This window comes from Mycolicibacterium peregrinum (assembly GCF_001665625.1).
Lineage (GTDB): Bacteria > Actinomycetota > Actinomycetes > Mycobacteriales > Mycobacteriaceae > Mycobacterium > Mycobacterium peregrinum_B.
In genome coordinates this window covers 1-21,464 of sequence record NZ_LZSY01000177.1, presented here as the reverse complement: position 1 = coordinate 21,464, position 21,464 = coordinate 1, and the positions used below count along the sequence as shown (strand labels likewise).

General features: G+C 67.4%; 22 protein-coding genes. 11 read left to right on the top strand and 11 right to left on the bottom strand.

Going from position 1 to position 21,464, the window contains the following annotated elements; all coding sequences use genetic code 11:
- Nucleotides 1–76: 76 nt before the first annotated feature.
- Both A5779_RS28525 and A5779_RS34825 read left to right on the top strand, forming a co-directional pair.
- Complete coding sequence (locus A5779_RS28525) at nt 77–604, top strand: DUF6611 family protein (protein WP_064887089.1); 528 nt, start codon at nt 77–79, stop codon at nt 602–604.
- A complete protein-coding gene (locus A5779_RS34825) occupies nt 604–738 on the top strand; it encodes a hypothetical protein (protein ID WP_269085856.1) in 135 nt (44 codons plus the stop codon). The genes A5779_RS28525 and A5779_RS34825 overlap by 1 nt, the downstream gene beginning before the upstream one ends.
- Nucleotides 739–802: 64 nt before the next feature.
- On the opposite strand, the gene A5779_RS28520 is transcribed toward A5779_RS34825, so the two are convergent.
- The 4 genes from A5779_RS28520 to A5779_RS28505 form a co-directional block, all read right to left on the bottom strand.
- Nucleotides 803–1,105, bottom strand: coding sequence for a hypothetical protein (locus A5779_RS28520; RefSeq protein WP_236734913.1), 303 nt, complete (start codon nt 1,103–1,105; stop codon nt 803–805).
- Nucleotides 1,105–1,536, bottom strand: coding sequence for a DUF4189 domain-containing protein (locus A5779_RS28515; RefSeq protein ID WP_064887088.1), 432 nt, complete (start codon nt 1,534–1,536; stop codon nt 1,105–1,107). Before A5779_RS28515 ends, A5779_RS28520 begins: the two co-directional genes overlap by 1 nt.
- Before the next feature lie 184 nt (nt 1,537–1,720).
- Nucleotides 1,721–3,358 (bottom strand): fatty acyl-AMP ligase, encoded by a 1,638-nt coding sequence (locus A5779_RS28510; RefSeq protein WP_064887120.1) that lies wholly within the window; start codon nt 3,356–3,358, stop codon nt 1,721–1,723.
- A 435-nt stretch (nt 3,359–3,793) separates the two neighbouring features.
- Nucleotides 3,794–4,762 carry a 4-(cytidine 5'-diphospho)-2-C-methyl-D-erythritol kinase gene (locus A5779_RS28505; RefSeq protein ID WP_064887119.1) on the bottom strand — a complete coding sequence of 323 codons (969 nt, stop codon included), beginning with the start codon at nt 4,760–4,762 and terminating at the stop codon, nt 3,794–3,796.
- A gap of 55 nt (nt 4,763–4,817) precedes the next feature.
- Between A5779_RS28505 and A5779_RS28500 the strand changes: the two genes are divergently transcribed.
- Entirely contained in the window at nt 4,818–5,684 is an 867-nt protein-coding gene (locus A5779_RS28500) for a serine/threonine-protein kinase (protein ID WP_064887087.1), read from the top strand.
- 55 nt (nt 5,685–5,739) lie between these two features.
- Here A5779_RS28500 and rsmA read toward each other — a convergent pair whose 3' ends face one another.
- From rsmA to A5779_RS28485, 3 genes are all read right to left on the bottom strand, one after another.
- Nucleotides 5,740–6,663 (bottom strand): 16S rRNA (adenine(1518)-N(6)/adenine(1519)-N(6))-dimethyltransferase RsmA, encoded by a 924-nt coding sequence (rsmA, locus tag A5779_RS28495; RefSeq protein WP_064887086.1) that lies wholly within the window; start codon nt 6,661–6,663, stop codon nt 5,740–5,742.
- Nucleotides 6,660–7,787 carry a resuscitation-promoting factor gene (locus A5779_RS28490; RefSeq protein WP_064887085.1) on the bottom strand — a complete coding sequence of 376 codons (1,128 nt, stop codon included), beginning with the start codon at nt 7,785–7,787 and terminating at the stop codon, nt 6,660–6,662. The genes rsmA and A5779_RS28490 overlap by 4 nt, the downstream gene beginning before the upstream one ends.
- Nucleotides 7,788–7,872: 85 nt before the next feature.
- Nucleotides 7,873–8,739: a TatD family hydrolase gene (locus A5779_RS28485; protein WP_064887084.1), complete on the bottom strand. Its 867-nt coding sequence runs from the start codon at nt 8,737–8,739 to the stop codon at nt 7,873–7,875.
- A 25-nt stretch (nt 8,740–8,764) separates the two neighbouring features.
- Between A5779_RS28485 and metG the strand changes: the two genes are divergently transcribed.
- From metG to A5779_RS28460, 5 genes are all read left to right on the top strand, one after another.
- Nucleotides 8,765–10,312: a methionine--tRNA ligase gene (gene metG / locus A5779_RS28480; RefSeq protein ID WP_064887083.1), complete on the top strand. Its 1,548-nt coding sequence runs from the start codon at nt 8,765–8,767 to the stop codon at nt 10,310–10,312.
- 1 nt (nt 10,313) lies between these two features.
- Nucleotides 10,314–11,663, top strand: coding sequence for an NADP-specific glutamate dehydrogenase (gene gdhA / locus A5779_RS28475; RefSeq protein ID WP_064887082.1), 1,350 nt, complete (start codon nt 10,314–10,316; stop codon nt 11,661–11,663).
- Nucleotides 11,664–11,768: 105 nt separating this feature from the next.
- Nucleotides 11,769–12,989, top strand: coding sequence for an NAD(P)/FAD-dependent oxidoreductase (locus A5779_RS28470; protein ID WP_064887081.1), 1,221 nt, complete (start codon nt 11,769–11,771; stop codon nt 12,987–12,989).
- The gene (gene sigJ, locus A5779_RS28465) at nt 12,986–13,915 is read left to right on the top strand and encodes an RNA polymerase sigma factor SigJ (protein ID WP_064887080.1); all 930 of its coding nucleotides are present in this window, start codon (nt 12,986–12,988) and stop codon (nt 13,913–13,915) included. Before A5779_RS28470 ends, sigJ begins: the two co-directional genes overlap by 4 nt.
- 102 nt (nt 13,916–14,017) lie before the next feature.
- Nucleotides 14,018–15,250, top strand: a complete 1,233-nt coding sequence (locus A5779_RS28460) for an aminodeoxychorismate synthase component I (protein ID WP_064887079.1) — start codon at nt 14,018–14,020, stop codon at nt 15,248–15,250.
- Here A5779_RS28460 and rsmI read toward each other — a convergent pair.
- Nucleotides 15,220–16,056: a 16S rRNA (cytidine(1402)-2'-O)-methyltransferase gene (gene rsmI, locus A5779_RS28455; RefSeq protein ID WP_064887078.1), complete on the bottom strand. Its 837-nt coding sequence runs from the start codon at nt 16,054–16,056 to the stop codon at nt 15,220–15,222. The genes A5779_RS28460 and rsmI overlap by 31 nt on opposite strands.
- 24 nt (nt 16,057–16,080) lie before the next feature.
- Between rsmI and A5779_RS28450 the strand changes: the two genes are divergently transcribed.
- Nucleotides 16,081–17,631, top strand: a complete 1,551-nt coding sequence (locus A5779_RS28450; protein WP_064887077.1) for a dolichyl-phosphate-mannose--protein mannosyltransferase — start codon at nt 16,081–16,083, stop codon at nt 17,629–17,631.
- Between the two features lie 164 nt (nt 17,632–17,795).
- On the opposite strand, the gene arcA is transcribed toward A5779_RS28450, so the two are convergent.
- Nucleotides 17,796–19,001: an arginine deiminase gene (gene arcA, locus A5779_RS28445; RefSeq protein WP_055116997.1), complete on the bottom strand. Its 1,206-nt coding sequence runs from the start codon at nt 18,999–19,001 to the stop codon at nt 17,796–17,798.
- Between the two features lie 33 nt (nt 19,002–19,034).
- Between arcA and soxR the strand changes: the two genes are divergently transcribed.
- Entirely contained in the window at nt 19,035–19,466 is a 432-nt protein-coding gene (gene soxR / locus A5779_RS28440) for a redox-sensitive transcriptional activator SoxR (RefSeq protein WP_055116999.1), read from the top strand.
- A 34-nt stretch (nt 19,467–19,500) separates the two neighbouring features.
- A complete protein-coding gene (locus tag A5779_RS28435; protein ID WP_064887076.1) occupies nt 19,501–20,097 on the top strand; it encodes an alpha-ketoglutarate-dependent dioxygenase AlkB in 597 nt (198 codons plus the stop codon).
- A gap of 9 nt (nt 20,098–20,106) precedes the next feature.
- Here the strand turns inward: A5779_RS28435 and A5779_RS28430 are convergent, their stop codons facing one another.
- Both A5779_RS28430 and A5779_RS28425 read right to left on the bottom strand, forming a co-directional pair.
- Complete coding sequence (locus A5779_RS28430; RefSeq protein WP_064887075.1) at nt 20,107–20,781, bottom strand: DUF5642 family protein; 675 nt, start codon at nt 20,779–20,781, stop codon at nt 20,107–20,109.
- 47 nt (nt 20,782–20,828) lie between these two features.
- Nucleotides 20,829–21,464: DUF5642 family protein (locus A5779_RS28425; RefSeq protein ID WP_165609842.1), on the bottom strand; the 636-nt coding region annotated here is incomplete at its 5' end.

Here is a 21,464-nt window from a genome sequence, read left to right as displayed (position 1 = left end):
CAAGGATCCGTCGTCGCGCCGTAAAGAAACCGTTCGGGCTCGGTCCGAGCGCGTGCGCAGCGGGTACACCCGAGATATGGACGGCATTCGGCTACTGACCCCACTGCTCGACGGCTCCCGGGTATGGGGTTGCGTGCAGATCCGGCCGGGCCGTTTCGGCATCACCTACTACCGGCTGGTGGTCTACCCGCCGGGCCTGAGCACCGCAGAGCGCCGGTTGGTCCGACTGGCCCGCGGCTGGCCACTATGGGGAATGCTCGTGTGGTTGCTGTGCGAGCTCTGGCTGAGCGGGCAGATGTCACCCTGGCCTGCGTTCGGTGTGGCCACCGCGGTCTACTGCGCCACCGGCGCCATCACACTCGGTCTGTCCGGCAGCGCCTTCCACCGGGTGCGGACACTGTGCGCCACGACGATGGCCGGCTACGACGATCCAGGACCGCAGAGTGCCCGGGAGCGCCTGGTCGTGCTCGCCGCGACACTCCTGCAAGCCGATGAACGCCGCGACCGCGGTGAGCTCACCGCGGTCGATCACGAGCTGATCTGGTGGCAGGTCTACAACCGGATGGGCACCGACCACGCTGCAAACACCAAGCAGGCCAGCTGATGTCGGACATGCTCGAAGTGATGTCGATGATGGCGGCACCGGCCGCGATGCTGTTGATGTTGCGCGGCTACGTAATTCGGCAGAACCGGCTCGCCGATACGGCTGAGCGCACGGCGCACGCGTCGACTCCATAAACGCCACGAGCGGGCGTGCCACCAGAGGCACGCCCGCTCGCGGGTGTCGGTACTACGGGGTTGCCTAGCGGCGTGCCCCCGGCATTCCGAGCCACGGGAACACCGGGATGTTGGCGGGCGGCGCCGTTGTTCCGGGCCTTGCCTTGATCGATGTGCTGCCGTTGGTCGTGCAGATGGTCTTGGTGGCGGTCTCCTGGCAGGTCGGCCTAGCCGAAGCCATCGGCGCCGAAAACACTGACACCGCAACCAAACCCGCCATCAGAAAAGCAAACTTCCCGCGACCTGTCATCATGTCCTTCCCCTTCCGGGCTACGATCGCGATACCAGAATGGTCATGCGCCACATGGGCCGGCATCCGCTCGCTCATCAGGGGCAGGCCGATACGACAACAAAGGAATCTGCATCGAGCGGGGTGTTGTTGGCAGCCGCCTTGTTGAATGCGTCCTGGCGGGCAGCCTCCACCGTCGCGCCGGCTCCGCCGGCTACCGCGTGATTGCTGGGACTGGCGACGGACACGATGCACAGGTTGTCGTTGGTCACCTCGTCGGCAGTGCATTCCACACCGCCGGCATTCGTGCATGCCGCGATCACTGCCGCGGAGGCCTCCTCGGCGGTATCACCGGTAGCCGTGAAACCAGCCAAGGTGTCGACGAATTCGCCAGTGCCCACCGCCGCAAACATGTCTTCGGGATCTTCGACGTAACCTCCGGGACCGCCCGCCCAGGCGGTGCCCGCGGTAATCCCGGCGGCGACAACGCCTGCGCCTAGGATCGCCGAAACCCATCGGGATTTGACCATGCCGGTCCTCTCGTCAAATTAGTTTCGGCGTCAGAATACACAGGTCACGCACAGTTCACCGGCCGTCCAACAAATGACTGCGTGTCATTCCACGACGAATGAACCAGTACGCGTCGTGTTGCGGCAGAACACAAACCGCCCCGTTTCCATCGAAACGGGGCGGTTTTGGTACGAAGTGCTGCAGCTAGCCGGTGACGAGCGAGACCGAGTTGGCCCGACGCAGCTTGCCCGACGGGGTCTTCGGGATGCTGCCGGGACCGAGCACCACGACGTTGCGCGGACGCATGTCGACCTCGGACACCACCTCGTGTGCCACCTGATGCTCGATCCGGCGCACCTCGGCCGGATCCTGCCAGGCGTTGGACTCCACGGCGACGGCGAAGGTCTCGCGCGAGTGACCAGCATCCAGACGCACCGCCACGGCGCAGCCCGGCCGCACACCTTCCACCCGGCCGGCCGCACGCTCGATGTCCGTCGGGTAGATGTTGCGCCCGGCCATGATGATCACGTCCTTGACGCGACCGCACACGATGACGTTGCCCTCCTCGGTGATGTAGCCGAGGTCGCCGGTGTCGTACCAACCGTGCTCGTCCTGAGCCGGCAGGAAGCCGCCCATGGTGATGTAGCCGGGGGTCAACGACTCGCCACGCAGCTCGATGACGCCGACGCCGCGAGCGGGCATCACGTCGCCGTGCTCGTCGACGACACGGGCCTCGAGGTCCTTCAGCAGCGGGCCGAGTGAGGCCAGCCGGCGGGTGTTGCCCTTGGTGGCGGGCACGGCGCGGCGCAACGCGGCCAGCAGGTCGGCGTCGACCTCGTCGACCACCAGACCCGCGTTGCACGGGGAGAACGACACGGCCAGGCAGGTCTCGGCCATGCCGTAGGCCGGCAGGATCGCCGACGAGGGCAGCCCGAACGGCTTGCCCGCGTCGAGCAGGTCCTCGACGTCAGCCGGCTCCACGGGCTCGGCGCCCGAGAGCGCGAACCGCAGGGTGGACAGGTCGTACTCGCCCGGCTTGGCCTGACGGCGCAACCGCTTGGCGAACAACGCATAAGCGAAGTTGGGCGCCGCGGTCATGGTGCCCTTGTACTTGGTGATGAGCTTCGCCCACAGCAGCGTGTCGCGCAGGAAGTCCATCGGCGTGACCTTGACGAGCTCGGCGCCGAAGTACATCGGGATGGTCAGGAAGCCGACCATGCCCATGTCGTGGAAGCAGGGCAGCCAGCTCACCATGACGTCCTTGTCGACGTCGTACTCCGCACCGATGAACATCGCCTCGGCGTTGGAGTGGATGTTGCGGTGCGTGATCTGGACTGCCTTAGGAGACCCTGTCGAGCCAGACGTCAGCTGCATCAGCGCCAGATCGTCCTCGCCGGTCTCCACCGGATCGATCGGGTCGGCAGCCAGCAGGTCGGCGATCTTGACGACCTTGATGCCCTTTTCTTCGAGCACCGGGATGGCCACCAGGAACGGCTCGGAGACGATGACGGCGTCGGCCTCGATCATGCCGATCACGTTCATGGTGTCCTCGGCCCACACCGCCAGGTCGGTGCGCGGGGTCGGCTGGTGCAGCATGGTCAGGCTCGCGCCGCGCATCCAGACGCCCTGCGCGGTCGGCGCGATCTCGACGGGGAAGCCGGCCAGCACGCCCACGGCGTCGCCGTGACCGATACCCGCGGCGGCCAGACCGCCTGCGATCCGCCGGGCCCGCTCGTGAACCTCACCCCAGGTGTGGCGAACCGGCTCATGCGGCTCACCAGTGACCATTCCGCGCTTGCTCTCACGAGCATTGCGGAACATCTTCTCGGTGAATCTGCTCACGACGACCTCCTTGGGTTCCGCGGCCCCCACACCGACGACAGTGCGCCAGGTGCAGTTGCCCGGTTATCCATGCTCCGCCCGCTGTGCACCGCTTTTGGGTAGGCGCGCGCACACGATTGGGGAGCAGTTATGTCTCGAAAAGGTGATGCCCCAGATCCGGGTGTACGTCTGGGCGACCCCCCACCGTCATGGACGGCGGGAGCACAAGTCGCATCCGATGCGAGATCGCTAGCATTCACCGCCGCTCATCTTAAGAGACCCTTAAGTAACTGCCAAACCCTCGCGATAATTGAGGTCTGCGTCACAGTTTCAGACAGACGTCGACGGGTACTCCGTCGATTTCTACTCGGCGGGTTGTTCCGGCGCAAAGTTCGCAGCCCTGGCGTCGAAAACAGCGACGAAACGGCCAAGCAGCCCGCCTGCCAGAGCCGTCCGTCAGGCCGACGTCGACGGCTCCGGAACGACGCGGGCACCGCTGACGGGACCGCTGGCCACCCGCACCGTCCGGCACACCCCGGCCCCGGCAAGTTCAGTCCCCACGTCCACCGCCGACGTCGACGACGGACACAGGAACGCACACGTCGGGCCCGAACCGGACACGATGCCGGCGAGGGCACCGGCCTCCACCCCGGCACGCAGCGTCCGGCGCAGCTCCGGGTACAGGCTCAGGGCGGCCGGCTGTAGGTCGTTGCCCAACAGCGCGGCAAGTTCGGCCGGATCACCGGAAGCCAGCGCAGCCAGGACAGGCTCGGGCTCCTCGGCCCGCGGCGGGCCGCCCGTCGAGGTGTCTGCGCGCAGCCGATCCAGCTCGCCGAACACCTTCGGGGTGGACAGACCCTTGTGCGCGAAGGCCAGCACCCAGTGGAAGGTGCTGCGGGCCAGCACCGTGGCCAGCTCCTCGCCACGGCCGGTGCCGAGCGCGGTGCCGCCGTGCAGCGCGAACGGGACATCACTGCCCAACCGGGCCGCCAGGGCGTGCAGATCGCGCCTGGGCACCCCGAGCTCCCACAGCGTGTTCATCGCCACCAGCACCGCGGCCGCGTCGGCGCTGCCTCCTGCCATGCCACCGGCCACCGGGATCGACTTGTCGATGCTGATCGCCACATCAGGGGACCGGCCCACGTGTTCGGCCAGCAACTCGGCGGCGCGCCAGGCCAGGTTGCGCTCGTCGGTGGGCACCGACTCCACGCCCTCGCCGGCCACCGTCAGCGACAGCATGTCGGCATTGCGCACCGTCACCTCGTCCAGCAGCGACACGGCATGGAACACCGTGGTGAGGTCGTGGTACCCGTCGTCGCGCACATCCCCGACCGCCAGGTGCAGATTCACCTTGCCGGGGACACGCACGGTCACCGACCCGGTGGGGACCCACTCGGACGCGGTACTGCCATCGGATGCTGACACGGCCACGACACTATCGCCGCTCACCCGTGGTTGTCGGTGAACCTAAGCTGAGACGGTGCCCTCAGCCGAGGTGATCATCGCGGGCTACACCGCGGTGAAAGTGGTGGGGAGCGGCGGCTCAGCCGTCGTATACCTGGCCCGCGATCCCGACGGTTCCACCGTCGCGCTCAAGGTTCTCGATGATCGGCACCGCCAACCCGCCCATCTGGCCCGGCTGCAGCGCGAGTTCGACTTCGCCAGGCAGCTCACCCACCCCAACATCGTCACGGTGTACGCGGCAGGCCCGAGCTGGCTGGCGATGGAACTTTTCGACGGCGGCACGGTGAGCAATCTGCCCGGCACACCGGAGCGGCTCACCGCGTTGGCCCAGATCGCCGGGGCGCTCGATCACGCCCACCGGCACGGGATCGTGCACTGCGACGTCAAACCCGCCAATATCCTTGTCGATCAACCATTTTCGAGGGCAGTTCTGATCGACTTCGGAGTGGCCCACTCGATGGCCGCGGACGTGGCTGCCAAGTTGGCCCACGACCGGCACGGCCGGATGAGCCTCGACCCGGCCCGGCGCATCACCCGCCAGGCAGCCCGACCACACCCGGATATCCAAGCGTCACTGCCCTATTCGGCACCCGAGCTCCTCAGCGGCCGGACACCTTTGGCGGCGACGGATCAGTACGCGCTGGCGTGCACCACAGTTGAGCTGCTGACCGGAGCACCGCCGTTCTCCGCAGATACCGCGATAGCCCTGATCGATCATCAGATGTACAGCCGACCACCACGAATATCGCAGCGGTGCAACTGGATTCCACCGTCGGCCGACCCGATCATCGCCAGGGCACTCGCGAAGGACCCCGAGCGCAGACACCCCTCGTGTTCGGAGTTCGTCAGCCTGATCGCCGAGGCGCTCAGGTCCCCGATGTGAAGAAGATCGCGAGATTGTCGGACAATCTCGCGATCTTCTTCACATTCGGCGGTCCTCAGCCTTGCCGTGCCGCCTCAACCTCGGCGGTTGCCTCGATCTGAGCTGCGGCCTCACCCTCGGCTTCCTTGGCCCGCTGCAGGAGTCGGACGAAGTCGGCGATGCCGAGCGTCTCGCCACGGCGCGACGGGTCGATGCTGGCGGCGAGCAGCCGCTCTGCCGACTCGTTGCCCGAACCCGCCCAGTCCGCGAACGCGTTGCGAGAGGTCTTGCGCCGCTGCGCGAATCCGATGTCGATGAGCTGGAACACCTCATCGCGGAACTCGGCGTCCGTCGGCCACGGCGATGTCTCGTACCGGTCGATGCGGACCAGTCCGGAGTACACCCGCGGGATCGGCCAGAACACCGTCGGCGAGACCATCCCGTGCCTGCGCACGTTTCCGTAGAAACGCGCCTTGGCACTCGGCACGCCGTAGTCCTTGCCGCCGGGCTCGGCCGCCAGACGCTCGGCCACCTCGGCCTGCACCATGACCATCACCGTCCGGATCGACGGGAACTCGGCCAACAGGTGCAGCAGTGCGGGCACCGCCACGTTGTACGGCAGATTCGCCACGAGCGCCGTCGGCTGCTCGGCCAGATCAGACGGCATCAGCGTCAGGATGTCCTGGTTGATCACCGTGAGCCGGTTGATCTCGCTGTGGGAATGATCGGCGATGGTGGCCGGCAATTGCTTGGCCAGCACCGGGTCGATCTCCACTGCGGTCACCCTGGCACCACGGTCCAACAGGGGCAGTGTCAGCGACCCGAGACCGGGTCCGACTTCGAGCACATGGTCGTTCCGGTGAATCCCGGAGGCCGACACGATGCGCCGAACGGTGTTGGCATCATGAACGAAGTTCTGGCCAAAGGCCTTGCGTGGTCGAAAGTCGATTTCTTTCGCCAAGCGTCGTATCTCGGTCCGCCCGAGCAGTCGAATAGTCAGCGCGCCCCAATCCTCCCACTACACACTGGCCAAGCTCCCCAACCCTGCCGGGCCTGCGTCACCGTAGCAATCGCAATCTGCTCTTCTCTAGTCGCCAGATCGGCCCTCGGAGCATACCTCAGACCACCCTGTCGCTCCCAGGTGTTCTGGTCGAATTGGACCCCACCAAAAAATCCGTTACCTGTGTTAATGGCCCAGTTACCTCCCGCTTCGCACTGCGAAAGGGCGTCCCAGGCAGCGCCGTTGGTGACCGGCGGAACTTCGGTGCCAGGCTTTGCTCCGACGCGCAGCACACCGTCACGAGCCGGGTTGATCACGACATTGGCTACTGGCAGTCTGCCGGTCTCCACGCCGTTCACCTTGGCCACGGCGTAGGTCACGTCCTGGGTGCCCGGGGCGCCGGGCTCCTCGACGACCTGCCGGCTCATGTTCATGGAGGCGTCTTCGATGCGCTGATGACCCGGTTCCAACGCCACCCGCTCGGTGACCTTCTCGATGCGCATGCGGGTCACCTGAACCTGCATACCCTCGGTGACCGGGGTCGATGCGGCCGGAACGACGGTGTCGTTCTGCTCCAGCGGGGCCCCCGCCGCGGCCAACAGGCCGGCCACGTTCGGGGCGGCCAGATGCACGGTCTGCACGTTGCCGCCGTCATCGATCCGGACGGTCTTGGCGCTCACCACGGGCAGCGCCATGCCGCCCAGCGGAACCCTGCTGCCGCGGGAGGCCGCGGCCGGTGCCTTGTCGGTCATCTTCAGCTGCGCCAAGGCCTCATCGACGGTCGAGGCAGTGGTCCACACCTGCTTGCTGTCATTGCCGTCCAACGACAACTCCAGCGGTCGGCTACGGCGCAGAACGATGGTGTCGGCCTGATGCACGGACTCGTCGGCCGAGGGGTAGAGATCATCCCGATCGCCGACCGAGAACCCGTTCTCCTCGACCACGTCGATCACCCGCGACTTCATCGTCGTCACGGTCATCGGCGCACCGTCGACGCTCAGCGTCACGGTCTTGTGCGATCCGACGGCGTAGCCCCCGGCAGCGGTCAGCGTGACCAGCAGGGCCCCCACCACGCCTCGCAGCAGCGGAGATCGGGATTCATGAATTTTGTTGAGCGCGTCCACGGTTCTCGCATTTCTCCCCGGTACGGACGGCATAGATCACCGCCGGCGGTTGAGGTTTGATCACAAGACGGTAACGAAAAGGGGTTCACTCGGCAACTAGAGCCGGCGACTCCCCGTTAAGTCCGTACACCCGCGCCGCAGTGGCTGCGGTCTCGGACGCGACCTCTTCGGCAGGTCGGTCCAGCAACTCTGCGAGTGCCCGCACAGTGTATGGGAGGCAGTACGGCTCGTTCGGTGCTCCGCGGAACGGATGCGGGGTCAGAAACGGCGCGTCGGTCTCCACCAACAGCTGGCCCGGGGGGATCACCCGAGCAGCTTCCCGCAGCTCAGCGGCATTACGGAAGCTGACAGTGCCCGAGAGGCTCAATACCCAGCCGGCCTCGACGCAGGTGTGAGCCATCTCCGGTCCTGACGAAAAACAGTGGAAGATCACTGTCTCGGGCGCTCCCTCGGCGCGTAGTACGTCGAGCACCTCGGCGTCGGCGTCCCGGTTGTGGATCATCAACGGCTTGCCGGTGCGCTTGGCCAGGTCGATGTGCCACGCGAAGCCCTCGCGCTGCTCGGCGGGCGTCGCGCAGCCGTCCAGCCGGCCCGGCCAGTACAGGTCCATCCCGGTCTCGCCCACCGCGACCACCCGCGGATGGGCCGCCAGCCGCTCCACCTCGGCCCTGGCCGCGTCGTCGAGCGCGTTGGCCCGGGTGGGGTGCAACGCCACCGCGCCGAAAACCCGCTCATCAGCTTCGACGGCCGTGGTTACCCAGCGCGCCGAGTCCAGATCGTCGGCGATGGTGACCGCCTGGCCCACTCCGACCGCGGCCGCGCGATCCATGATCGCCCGGACGTCCTGCGCGGTCTGCGCGCCGCACGCGTCGAGGTGGGTATGTGCGTCGACCAGCGGAGCCAATGGCTCCGGAGCCGGCGGCTTCTCCCTGGCTGAGCGTTTGGATCCCACCGCAACACAATAAGGTGGGGTCCAAATGAGTGAGCCTTTCTACATAACTACGGCCATCGCCTACCCGAACGGCGCGCCGCACATCGGGCACGCCTATGAGTACATCGCCACCGATGCGATCGCCCGGTTCAAGCGACTCGACGGCTTCGATGTGCGCTACCTGACCGGCACCGACGTGCACGGCCAGAAGATGGCCGATACCGCCGCTGCCGAGGGCATCTCGGCCGCCGAGCTGGCCAACCGCAACTCCGACGTGTTCCAGCGGTTGCAGGAGAAGCTCAACATCTCCTTCGACAGGTTCATCCGCACCTCCGACGCCGACCACTACGAGGCGTCCAAGGAGATCTGGCGCCGTATGAACGAGGCCGGCGACATCTACCTTGGCACCTACTCGGGTTGGTACTCGATCCGCGATGAACGATTCTTCGCCGAGGACGAGACGACCGCGGGTCCCGACGGCACCCGCACCGCGATCGAGACCGGCACCCCTGTCACCTGGACCGAGGAGCAGACCTACTTCTTCCGGTTGTCGGCCTACGCCGAGCGCCTGCTGGCCCACTACGAGGCCCATCCCGAGTTCATCGGGCCCGATGTGCGCCGCAACGAGATCGTCAGCTTCGTCTCGGGCGGACTGAAGGACCTGTCGATCTCGCGGACCACGTTCGACTGGGGTGTGCCGGTTCCCGACCACCCTGATCACGTGATGTACGTGTGGGTGGATGCGCTGACCAACTACCTCACCGGCGTCGGGTTCCCGGACGTGGCCTCCGATGCTTTTCAGAAGTACTGGCCGGCCAAGCTGCACATGATCGGCAAGGACATCATCCGGTTCCACAGCGTGTACTGGCCGGCGTTCCTGATGTCGGCCGGGATCGCGCTGCCCGAGCGGATCTTCGCGCACGGCTTCATCAACGTCAAGGGCGAGAAGATGAGCAAGTCGGTCGGCAATGTAGTGGATCCAGTCGATCTGATCGACACGTTCGGCCTCGATCAGGTGCGGTTCTTCTTCCTCCGTGAGGTGTCCTTCGGTCAGGACGGCAGCTACAGCGAGGAAGCCATCATCGGGCGGATCAACGCCGACCTGGCCAACGAGCTGGGCAACCTGGCGCAACGTTCGCTGTCGATGGTGGCCAAGAACCTCGACGGCGTGGTGCCCGACCCCGGATCGTTCAACGAGGACGACACCGCACTCCTGAGTGCCGCCGATGCCCTGCTCGAGCAGGTGCGCACGCACTACGATGTGCCCGCGATGCACCTCGCACTTGAATCGATCTGGTCGGTACTCGGCGCAGCGAACCGCTACTTCTCCGCCCAGGAGCCGTGGGTCCTGCGCAAGTCCGACGATCCAACAGACCAGCAACGGTTCGGTACGGTGCTCTACACGACGCTCGAGGTGGTGCGGATCGCGGCGCTGCTGACGCAGCCGGTGATGCCGGACTCGATGGCCAAGCTGCTCGACCTGCTGGGCCAGCCGACCGACGCACGCGACTTCGACTCCATCGGGACCCGGCTCAAGCCAGGTACCGAATTGCCCGCGCCCACCGGGGTTTTCCCCCGCTACCAGATGGACTGAGATGGCTGTACTACACGAGAAACTGCAGGCGATCTACGAGGAAGTATCGCAACGCAACGCCGGTGAGCAGGAGTTCCACCAGGCCGTCTACGAGGTCCTGACCAGCCTCGGTCCGGTGGTGGCCAAGCATCCCGACTACGCCGACGGCGCCATCATCCGCCGCCTGTGCGAGCCCGAGCGGCAGATCATCTTCCGGGTGCCCTGGCTCGACGACTCCGGCACCGCGCAGATCAACCGCGGCTTCCGAGTCGAATTCAACTCGGCGCTCGGCCCCTTCAAGGGCGGCCTGCGGTTCCACCCGTCGGTCTACCTCGGCATCGTGAAGTTCCTGGGCTTCGAGCAGATCTTCAAGAACTCGCTGACCGGCCTGCCGATCGGCGGCGGCAAGGGCGGGTCGGACTTCGACCCCAAGGGCCGCTCCGACGCCGAGGTGATGCGCTTCTGTCAGTCCTTCATGACCGAGCTGTACCGCCACATCGGTGAGTACACCGACGTCCCGGCCGGCGACATCGGCGTCGGCATGCGCGAAATCGGTTACCTGTTCGGCCAGTACAAGCGGATCACCAACCGCTACGAATCCGGCGTGCTCACCGGCAAGGGCCTGACCTGGGGCGGGTCGCAGGTCCGCACCGAGGCCACCGGTTACGGCACGGTCTTCTTCGTCGACGAGATCCTGCGGTCGAGCGGGCAGTCCTTCGACGGCAAGCAGGTCGTGGTGTCCGGTTCGGGCAACGTGGCGATCTACGCCATCGAGAAGGTGCACTCGCTGGGCGGGACCGTGGTGGCCTGCTCGGACTCCAGCGGATACGTGCGCGACGACAAGGGCATCGACCTCGACCTGCTCAAAGAGGTCAAGGAACTGCGCCGGGGCCGCATCGAGGACTACGCGGAGGCCCGTGGCGGCGCCGCACATGTCGTGACGGACCGCAGCGTGTGGGAGGTGCCGTGCGACATCGCGTTGCCCTGCGCCACCCAGAACGAGGTCTCCGGCGACGATGCGACCCTGCTGATCAAGAACGGCTGCCAGATCGTGGCCGAGGGCGCCAACATGCCGTGCACGCCCGACGCGGTGAAGTACTTCGAAGAGGCCGGGATCAAGTTCGCCCCGGGCAAGGCTGCCAACGCGGGTGGTGTGGCCACCAGCGCGCTGGAGATGCAGCAGAACGCCTCGCGCGACTCGTGGACCTTCAACGACACCGAGGAGCGACTGGCCGACATCATGCGCCGCATCCACGATCGCTGCCTCACCACCGCCGACGAGTACGGCCAGCCGGGCAATTACGTGGCCGGCGCCAACATCGCCGGCTTCATCCGGGTGGCCGACGCGATGCTGGCGTTGGGGCTCGTCTGACGACACCTTCCGGGTGATGTGGGTCACATCACCTGGAGTCCCGTCACAAATCCGCGTCCCGCGGTGTCTTGAGGGCATAAGCCTTTGAGAACAGGAGACGCTCCCATGACCGAAACAACTGCGCAGAACACCCGAGTGGTCGTGATCGGCGGAGGGTATGCCGGGGTGCTGGCGGCCAACCGACTGCAGGGCACACCGGGCGTGGCTGTCACGCTGGTCAATCCGCGGCCCGAGTTCGTCGAACGGATCCGGCTGCACCAGCTGGTGGCCGGAAACCACGATGCCACCGCGGCCTACGACACGCTGTTGGGCGCCGGGGTGCGGCTGCTGGTCGACGGTGCCGAGTACATCGACGCCGACATCCGCCAGGTGCAGCTGACGTCCGGCGACGTCATCGACTACGACTACCTGGTCTACGCCGTCGGAAGCACCGGCGGGGTGCCCGCCTCCGTGCCCGGCGCTGCCGAATTCGCCTATCCGCTTTCGGAATTGGAGCAGGCCCAGCGCTTACGCGCCCGGCTGCAGGACGTGCCGATGGCGGCACCGGTGGTCGTGGTCGGCGGCGGGCTGACCGGCATCGAGGCGGCCAGCGAGCTGGCCGAGGCAGGCCGCAAGGTCACGCTCGTCACCGACGTGGTCGGCGCCTCGGTGGGCGCGGGCGCCCGTCGCTCGATCGTCAAGGCGCTCACCAAGCTGGGCGTCTCGATCATCGACGGGCCCGAGGTCCTGGTGACCGCGATCGAGGCCGACGCCATCACGCTGGCCGACGGTAATCGGCTGCCGAGTGCGGTGACGGTGTGGACCACCGGGTTCGGGGTTCCCGGCCTGGCCGCGGCCAGCGGACTGCGTACCGACGAGCTGGGCCGGTTGCTCACCGACGAGACCCTGACCAGCGTCGACGACGCGCGCATCGTGGCAGCCGGCGACGCCGCCGCACCGTCGGGGGTGCCGCTGCGGATGAGCTGCCAGTCCGCAGGCCCGTTGGGGGTCCAGTCGGCCAACACCGTGCTGGCCCGCATCGCGGGCGCCGAGCCCAAGGTGATCAACCAGGCCTTCGCCGGACAGTGCGTGAGCGTCGGCCGTAATGCCGGGACAGTGCAGCTGTGCCACTCGGACGACAGCCCGCGCCGCGTCTTCATCGGCGGACGGACCGGCGCCTTCTTCAAGGAACAGGTCTGCCGGGCGACGCTGACGTTCCTGCGCAAGGAGGGTGTGAAGCCGGGGTCGTACTTCTGGTTCAAGGGCGACAACCGAGCACGCCAACTGGCCGAGGCACAGCAGGAGACACTGGTCGGCGCGGACGCGAGGAGCAAGGACAACCGATGAGCACCCCCGGCGCAGGTAACTCGACCTCGTACTCGAACGAACACGCCGAACGGTTCACGCTGCTACGGCCGCTGTTGTTCACCATCGCCTACGAGATCCTCGGGACGGCAACGGAATCCGATGACGTCCTGCAGGAGAGTTACCTGCGCTGGGCCGAGGTGGATCTGGACACGGTCCGCGATACCAAGGCGTTCCTGGCCCAGCTCGTCACCCGCCAGGCGCTCAATGCCCTTCGCGCCCAGTCACGGCGACGCGAGGAGTACGTGGGCCCGTGGCTGCCCGAACCGCTGCTGTTGACGGCCGGGGTCGCCGGCGACGCATCAGCCGATGTGGTGCTGGCCGAGTCGGTGTCGATGGCCATGCTGGTGGTGCTCGAGACGTTGACCCCGGACGAGCGCGCAGTGTTCGTGCTGCGCGAGGTGTTCGGATTCAGTCACGACGAAATCGCTTCGGCGATCGGCAAATCCAGTGCATCGGTGCGCCAGATGGCACACCGGGCCCGCAACCATGTGCAGTCACGGCGTAAGCGGTTCGAACCGGTCGACCCGCAGGTGTCGACAGAGATCACCCAGCGGTTCTTCGCGGCCGCCACGACCGGCGACATGAACACGTTGTTGGAGTTGCTCGCACCCGATGTGGTGTGGACGGCCGACAGCGACGGCAAGCGCAGCGCCGCGCGCAGGCCGGTGACCGGCGCCCAGTCGGTGGCCAAGCTGGTGGTCGGCCTCATGCGGTTCATCGACCAGGGCGGTCGCTTCGAGCCGACGACCTACAACAACGCCCCCGCGTACAAGTTGTACCTCGAAGACAGCTTCGAGGGCGTGGTCACGGTCGAGGTCGCCGACGGCAAGATCACCCATTTCTACGCGATGCGCAATCCGGACAAACTGACCGGCGTCGACATTCCGCGGGTGATCAGTCGCTGAGTTTCCCTCGCGCTACTCCCGCCGAGCAGACGTAAACTCGCACTGTTTCCCCTTGAAACGTGCGATTTTGCGTCTGCTCGCGGGAGGACGCAAGCTAGCTCCATGCGGATCGAGCGGCTGGGCGCGCTGGGCGATGCCCCGGCGGTGCTGCGCGGTGTCGCCGCGGCGGCCTCCCGCGCCGGCGTGGCGCCACCCGCCGCGCTGATCGGCAACTGGTTCTCGTCACGCGCGGTGATCGCACCCTCGGTGTCGGTGACATCGGTTGCGCCCGACACCGCCTTCGCGGTGGCACAGGACGCTTCGGGGCCGTCGGACGCGGTCGGGGGCGGGTGGTTCGGCTACCTCGCCTACCCGGATCCCGGCGCCGACGGCACACCACCGCGGATCCCGGTGGCCGCCGGCGGCTGGTCGGACTGCGTGCTGCGCCAGGACTCCGAGGGCCTTTGGTGGTTCGAAAGCCTCAGCGGCGCAGCGCTTCCCGCCTGGCTGCGAGCACTGGAACCGGCGCAGCCGGGAGGCTACACCCTGAGCTGGGTGGCCCCCGACCGCGATGATCACCGCCGTGGCGTGCTGGCCTGCCTGGACGCCATCGCGGCGGGCGAGGTGTATCAGGCCTGTGTGTGCACGAGGTTCACCGGCCGAATGGACGGCGAGCCGATCGATTTCTTCACCGAGGCGGTGGCCCGGACCGCGCCCGCACGGGCCGCGTATGTGGCCGGCGACTGGGGTGCGGTGGCGTCGTTGTCGCCGGAGTTGTTCCTGCGCCGGGCGGGCACCGCGGTGACCTCCAGTCCGATCAAGGGCACGCTGCCGTCCTCGGCCGACCCCGCCGACCTGCTGGCCTCGGTCAAGGATGTCGCCGAGAACGTCATGATCGTCGACCTGGTCCGCAACGACCTGGGACGGGTGGCGACCACCGGCAGCGTGACGGTGCCCGAACTGCTCGCGGTACATCCGGCGCCCGGCGTCTGGCACCTGGTCTCGACGGTCACCGCCGAGCTACCCACGCAGGTGCCGATGAGCGCCCTGCTGGACGCCACCTTCCCCCCAGCCTCGGTGACCGGCACACCGAAGCGACGGGCCCGCCAACTGCTGCGGCAGTGGGAAGCGGCACGTCGCGGAGTCTATTGCGGCACAGTCGGATTGGCGTCACCAGTGGCAGGATGCGAGCTGAACGTCGCGATCCGGACCGTGGAATTCAACGCCGACGGCTCGGCGGTACTCGGCGTGGGCGGCGGCATCACCGCCGATTCCGACGTCGACGCGGAATGGGAAGAGTGCCTGCACAAAGCGGCCTCGATCGTTCAATCCCGGGCGCGCAGCACAGCGTCGTAGAGCTCGCGCCGTGAAGGCGCCCCCGGGTTCGCAGCGATCACCTGGGCGCAGGCGTCCTTGACCCGGATGCCGTCGGCCACCAGCTCCTCCACCTCGGCCACCAGGTCGGACAGTTCCACCGACGGGGTGCCCCCGGCCAACACGACGGTGATCTCCCCCAGCACTCCGTCGGCGGCCCACTCCGCGAGCTCGGCCAGGCTGCCGCGGCGGACCTCCTCGTGCGTCTTGGTGAGCTCGCGGCACACCACGGCACGACGCTCCGGTCCCAGCACCTCGACGGCGTCGCGCAGGGTCTCGGCCAATCTGCGCGGCGATTCGAAGAACACGCTGGTGCGCGATTCGGCTGCCAGGGTCTGCAGCCAGGCCAGCCGGGCGGCGTGTTTGCGCGGCGCGAAACCCTCGAAACAGAACCGGTCCGAGGCCAGCCCGGACACCGCCAGCGCCGTCGTCACCGCAGAAGGACCCGGCAGGCACGAGACCGGCAGCCCGGCCTCGGCGCAGGCCGCCACCAGTCGGTAGCCGGGATCGTTGATCAACGGCATACCGGCGTCGCTGACCACCAGCACCGTCGCGCCGGCCGCGATCTCCGCGACCAGGCCGGGCACGCGGCTCGCCTCGTTCTGGTCGAAGAAGCTCAGGATCCGACCGGACGGTTGCACGCCAAGCGACTGGGCCAGCGCACGCGCGCGCCGGGTATCTTCGGCCGCCACGATGTCAGCCGTCGTCAACGCCTCGACCAGCCGCGTCGACGCATCGTCTGGCCGACCCAGCGGCGTGGCGCCGATCAGTAGTTTGCCGGGTGTCACGCCAGACAGCCTACGATCGCTTGCGTGACCGCCACCGCCACCGATACGCCGACGGCTGGTCGCTCGGTCCCTCTGATCAGCCCCGCGCCGCTGATCCCGCCTGCCGATTTCGGCCCGACCGACCGGCTGCAGGGCTGGTTGATGACGGCGGTCATCACCGGACTGGCCGCGATAAGCCGGTTCCTGAACCTGGGCTCGCCGACCGACGCGGGCACCCCGGTGTTCGACGAGAAGCACTATGCGCCGCAGGCCTGGCAGATGCTCTACAACCACGGCGTCGAGGACAACCCCGGCTACGGGCTCGTGGTGCACCCGCCCGTGGGCAAGCAGTTGATCGCGATCGGCGAGGCGCTGTTCGGATACAACGGGCTCGGCTGGCGGTTCTCCGGCGCGCTGTGCGGTGTGCTGATCGTGATGCTGGTGGTGCGGATCGGGCGCCGGCTCAGCCGCTCCACCCTCGTCGGCGGTATCGCCGGACTCCTGCTGATCGCCGACGGGGTCAGCTTCGTCTCGGCCCGCACGGCGCTGCTGGACGTGTTCCTGGTGACGTTCGTGGTGGCGGCGTTCGCCTGCCTGATGGTGGACCGCGACGACGTCCGCCGGCGCATGCACACCGCATTCATCGAAGGCCGGATCGCCGAGACGCCGTGGGGTCCGCGGCTGGGCGTGCGGTGGTGGCGGTTCGGTGCGGGCGTGCTGCTCGGCCTGGCGTGTGCGACGAAGTGGTCCGGGCTGTACTTCGTGGCGTTCTTCGGCGTGATGACGCTGGTGCTCGACGCGATCGCGCGCAAGCAGTACCACGTACCGGCACCCTGGCGCGGCATGCTGCGCCGCGATGTGGGGCCGGCCGCTTATGTGTTCGGCCTGATCCCGTTCGCGGTGTACCTGGCGTCGTACGGGCCGTGGTTCGCCTCCGAGACCGGCATCAACCGGTACGAGGCGGGCCAGTCCATCGGCGAGAACAGCATCATCCCGCTGCCCGACGCGCTGCGCTCACTGTGGCATTACACCTACGCCGCCTACCATTTCCACGCCGGGCTGACCAACGCAGACGGCAACCACCACCCGTGGGAGTCCAAGCCCTGGACGTGGCCGATGTCGTTGCGGCCGGTGCTCTATGCGATCGACAACCACGATGTGGCCGGGTGCGGCACGCAGTCGTGTGTGAAGGCCGTGATGCTGGTGGGCACTCCGGCGATGTGGTTCATCGCGGTGCCGGTGCTCGGCTGGGCCCTGTGGCGGGCCGTGGTGCGACGGGACTGGCGCTACGGCGTGGTCCTGGTCGGTTACTCGGCGGGTTTCCTGCCCTGGTTCTTCGACATCGACCGGCAGATGTACTTCTTCTACGCGACGGTGATGGCGCCATTCCTGGTGCTGGCGATCGCGCTGATCCTCGGCGACATCCTGTACAAACCCAATCAGAACCCCGAACGCCGAACCTTGGGCCTACTGGTGGTGTGCTTCTACGTGGCATTGGTGATCGCGAACTTCGCGTGGTTGTACCCGGTCCTGACGGGCATCCCGATTTCGCAGTCGACCTGGAATCTGGAGATCTGGTTGCCTTCGTGGCGCTAGTTGGGCGTTGACCGGTCCTGCGCCGGCTTGTCGCCGTTCGCGGTTTTGGCGGGGCCCTTCGCCGATTTCTACTTGAGGGCTGCAGAACCCCACGCACAACGACCCTCACGTCGAAAACGGCGAGCAAGGGCTAGAAAACGGCGAGCATGCCCACGACAGTCGAGCTAGAGCAGGTCCCGCGCTGCCGGGCAGGACATACAGCGCGGCCCGCCGCGGCCCGTACCCAGCTCCGAAGCCTCGATCGGCAACACCTCGATGCCCGAATCCGCCAGCCGGGCATTGGTTTCGGCATTGCGTTCGTAGGCGACCACCACACCCGGCGCCAGAGCCAGGGTGTTGTTGCCGTCGTCCCACTGCTCGCGTTCGGCCGTCACCGGGTCGAGCCCCGTGTCGATCACCCGCAGTTGCTCGATTCTCATCGCAGCCGCGGCGGCCTGCACGAACGGCACTTCGTCGTCGATTCGGATCCCGGCTTCGGTGCGGTGAATGGTGAACGCCGACAACGAGTCCACGATGTTGGGGTACATCACCACCGCGTCGACATCGACCATGGTGCACACGGTGTCCAGGTGCATCTGGGCGCGCTCCTGCCGGATCGGCACCGCGAGCACGGTATGGGCGAGGTCGTCGTCGAACAGACTGCGCGCCAACGCCTCGGCACCGGCTGGCGTGGTCCGCTCCCCCACGCCGACCGCCACCACACCGGGCCCGAGCAGCAGCACGTCGCCGCCTTCGACGGGTGCCGAGCGTGACTCGTAGGCCCGCCGAACGCCGAGGAACCGTGGATGGTGGGCGTAGATCAGATCGGTCAGCGAGGTCTCGCGCACCCGGGCCGGCAGCGCGAGCGAGGTGATGGCCACGCGCGGGCCGATCCAGAACGACGAATCCCGGGTGAACAGCAGGTTGGGCAGCGGCTCGATCACGAAGTCTCCGCCGTGGTGCATGAGGCGCACCAGCGACAGTTCGGCACCGTGAAAGGGCACCTCGTTGAAGGTCATCCCGGCCATCAGGATGTGCGCCAGATCGGCCGGCGGCAGGCCACGTAGATAGGCCGAAAGTTCCTGGGCCAGTGGCACACCCAGCCGCCGTGCATCGACCGCGGCGGAGATGCCGTGCATGCGGGCGGCGCCGCTGTCGAGCGCCTCGGTCAGCAGATCGGCCAGGAGCAACACCTCGACGCCGCGGGACCTCAGCACTGCCGCGAAGGCGTCGTGCTCACGCTGCGCCTTGGCCACCCACGGCAGCCCGTCGAACAGCAGGGCATCGTTGTTGCGCGGGGTGAGCCGCTGCAACTCCGGCCCCGGCCGGTGCAGGATCACGGCGCGCAGTGTGCCGACCTCGGAATTGGAACCGAACGCCGCAGTTTCCACACCATGACGTTAACTCAACTATGGTTGAGGTGTATGGAGACGCACGAGTTAACTCCTGGCGAGATGTCGCAGCGCAGCGGCGTGGCGGTGTCGGCACTGCACTTCTATGAGCGCGAGGGGCTGATCGCCAGCCGCCGCACCTCGGGGAACCAGCGCCGCTACGCACGCGAGACGCTGCGCCGCGTGGCGTTCATCCGGATGTCCCAACGCCTCGGCATTCCGCTGGCCCGCATCCGCGAGGCGCTGGCCGGCTTGCCCGCCGACCGGGTGCCGACCAGCAAGGACTGGGCCAAGCTCTCAGCCGGTTGGCGCCAGGACCTCGATGACCGCATCGTGCATCTACAACGGTTGCGCGACAACCTGACCGGCTGCATCGGCTGCGGCTGCCTGAGCCTCAAGACCTGCCTGCTGACCAACCCGGGGGACGTCCTCGCCGAGCAGGGCCCGGGCGCCTCCCGCCTCTAACGCAATCGAACGTCTGTGCGATACACTCGCGCGCATGGAGCTGGCGTTGCAAGGCTCACTGTTCGAGCACGCTGAACGGCGTCGACTCGGCAACGACGCCTGGGTGGAACTGCGCTCGGGCTGGTTGCCCGACGCCGATTCACTGTTCGAGGAGTTGATGGACGGGATCCCCTGGCGATCCGAGGAACGCGAGATGTACGACCGCGTGGTGGCGGTTCCGCGCCTGGTCAGCTTCCACCACCTGATCGACGAACCGGTGCCGCATCCCCGGCTCAAACAGATCCGGCGCAGGCTCAACGACACCTTCGGCGGCGAGCTCGGGGAACCGTTCACCACCGCGGGCCTGTGCCTGTACCGCGACGGCAACGACAGCGTCGCCTGGCACGGCGACACCATCGGTCGCAGCCGCACCGAGGACACCATGGTGGCCATCGTCGGGCTCGGCGCGACAAGGGTTTTCGCACTACGCCCACGCGGCGGCGGTCACGCCCTGCGCTTACAGCACCGCCACGGCGACCTGCTGGTGATGGGCGGGTCGTGTCAACGCACGTGGGAGCATTCGATACCCAAGACCACCAGCCTCGTCGGGCCGCGCATCAGCATCCAGTTCCGCCCGCAGGACGTGCGCTGAAGCGCCCAACTAGCCCCGAACCGCGGCGACCGCGGCGCTGAGCAGCTCGCGGGCCCGCTTGTCGTCCACCGGTGCCACCGGCTTGTCCGGGACCACCAGGGGGTTGGCCGTGACGATCACCATGAACGTGTCGAAACTCGCGACGTAGTTGTACAACTCGCCGGTGCGGGCCTGGCCGCCCATCGCGGTCTGCACGATGCGGTGCGTCCCCGTCGTGCGGGCCCCGTCGATCTTCGGGGCCTCGACCACGTCCACCTGCCCGCGCATCCCGGGGCCCAGGAACTTCACCTGCTTGCACGCATCGCCGGGATCGTTCAGCGGGACCGGCTCGGAGGTCTCTAATGCCATCACGATGAACCGGTTACCCGCGCCTTCGGCCGTGGTGGCCGCCACGTTGCCCTTCAGGTCCTCCGGCAGGGACTGTCCCTCGGCGAACTTCGCGCAATCGGCAGGTTCGATCTTGACCCCGGGCGGCATTTTGTGCGGCGCGAGCTTCTTGGGGTCGATCCCGGCCGGGGCGACGTCGGTGACCTTGAACTCGGGCCCGAAGCTGGAGCGCACTTTGGCGACGTTGGCGATGTCCGCGTTGGCGGACGTCGACGGGTCCGATTGACCGCACGCGACCAATCCGGTGGCGCAGGCAAGGACGCCCGCGGCGGCGAGTAAGACGTTGCGGTTCTCCATCGCTGGACAACATACCTGGGCTCGCCCACATACCCGGGGCGACCGGCTCAGCCGCGTAACGCCGAAACCGATTTCACCAGGAGATCGGAGGTGAACGCGGTATCGAGCGCAGGATTGGGTGATCCGGGATCCGTGACGACGGTGATGAACACGTGGTAGTCAGCACCCTCGGAATGCAGATCGGCGGTGAAAGTGTCGGCGTGAGATCTGGTTTCGGTGCCGCCTTCGACGACTGTGGTGACGGCGGTGGACATTCCCGCGGTCACCGCGCCCTCGATCACCGGAGCAGTAACGGGCGTGACGGTACCGGTGGAATGTCCGCCCGACACACTCCACTGTTCGCACGTTCCTTCGGCGTCGGGATCGGGCGCGTCCGCGCCGGGATGCCCCGCTTTTTCTTTCGCAACGGCCGCGTACACGATGCCCCCGGGCCCAGAGGCCGACCAACCCCGGCCGGGTTCGGTGTCAGGGGCGGCTGCCGCTGCGCACCGCGCCGGGGCGGCGGTCCAGTCCGGCCCGAATCCCCACAGCGACACCGGGGTCGCCCGTGGGTCGATGGCCACCACTTCGTAGCCGGACGGCAGCTCCTGGCGCACCCGGTCGATGCGGGCCGGGTTCACCGTGGCGGCACCGCCGGTGGTCTGAGGCGAAGAAGACGTCGACGTCGGTTGCGGCGCCGGCCC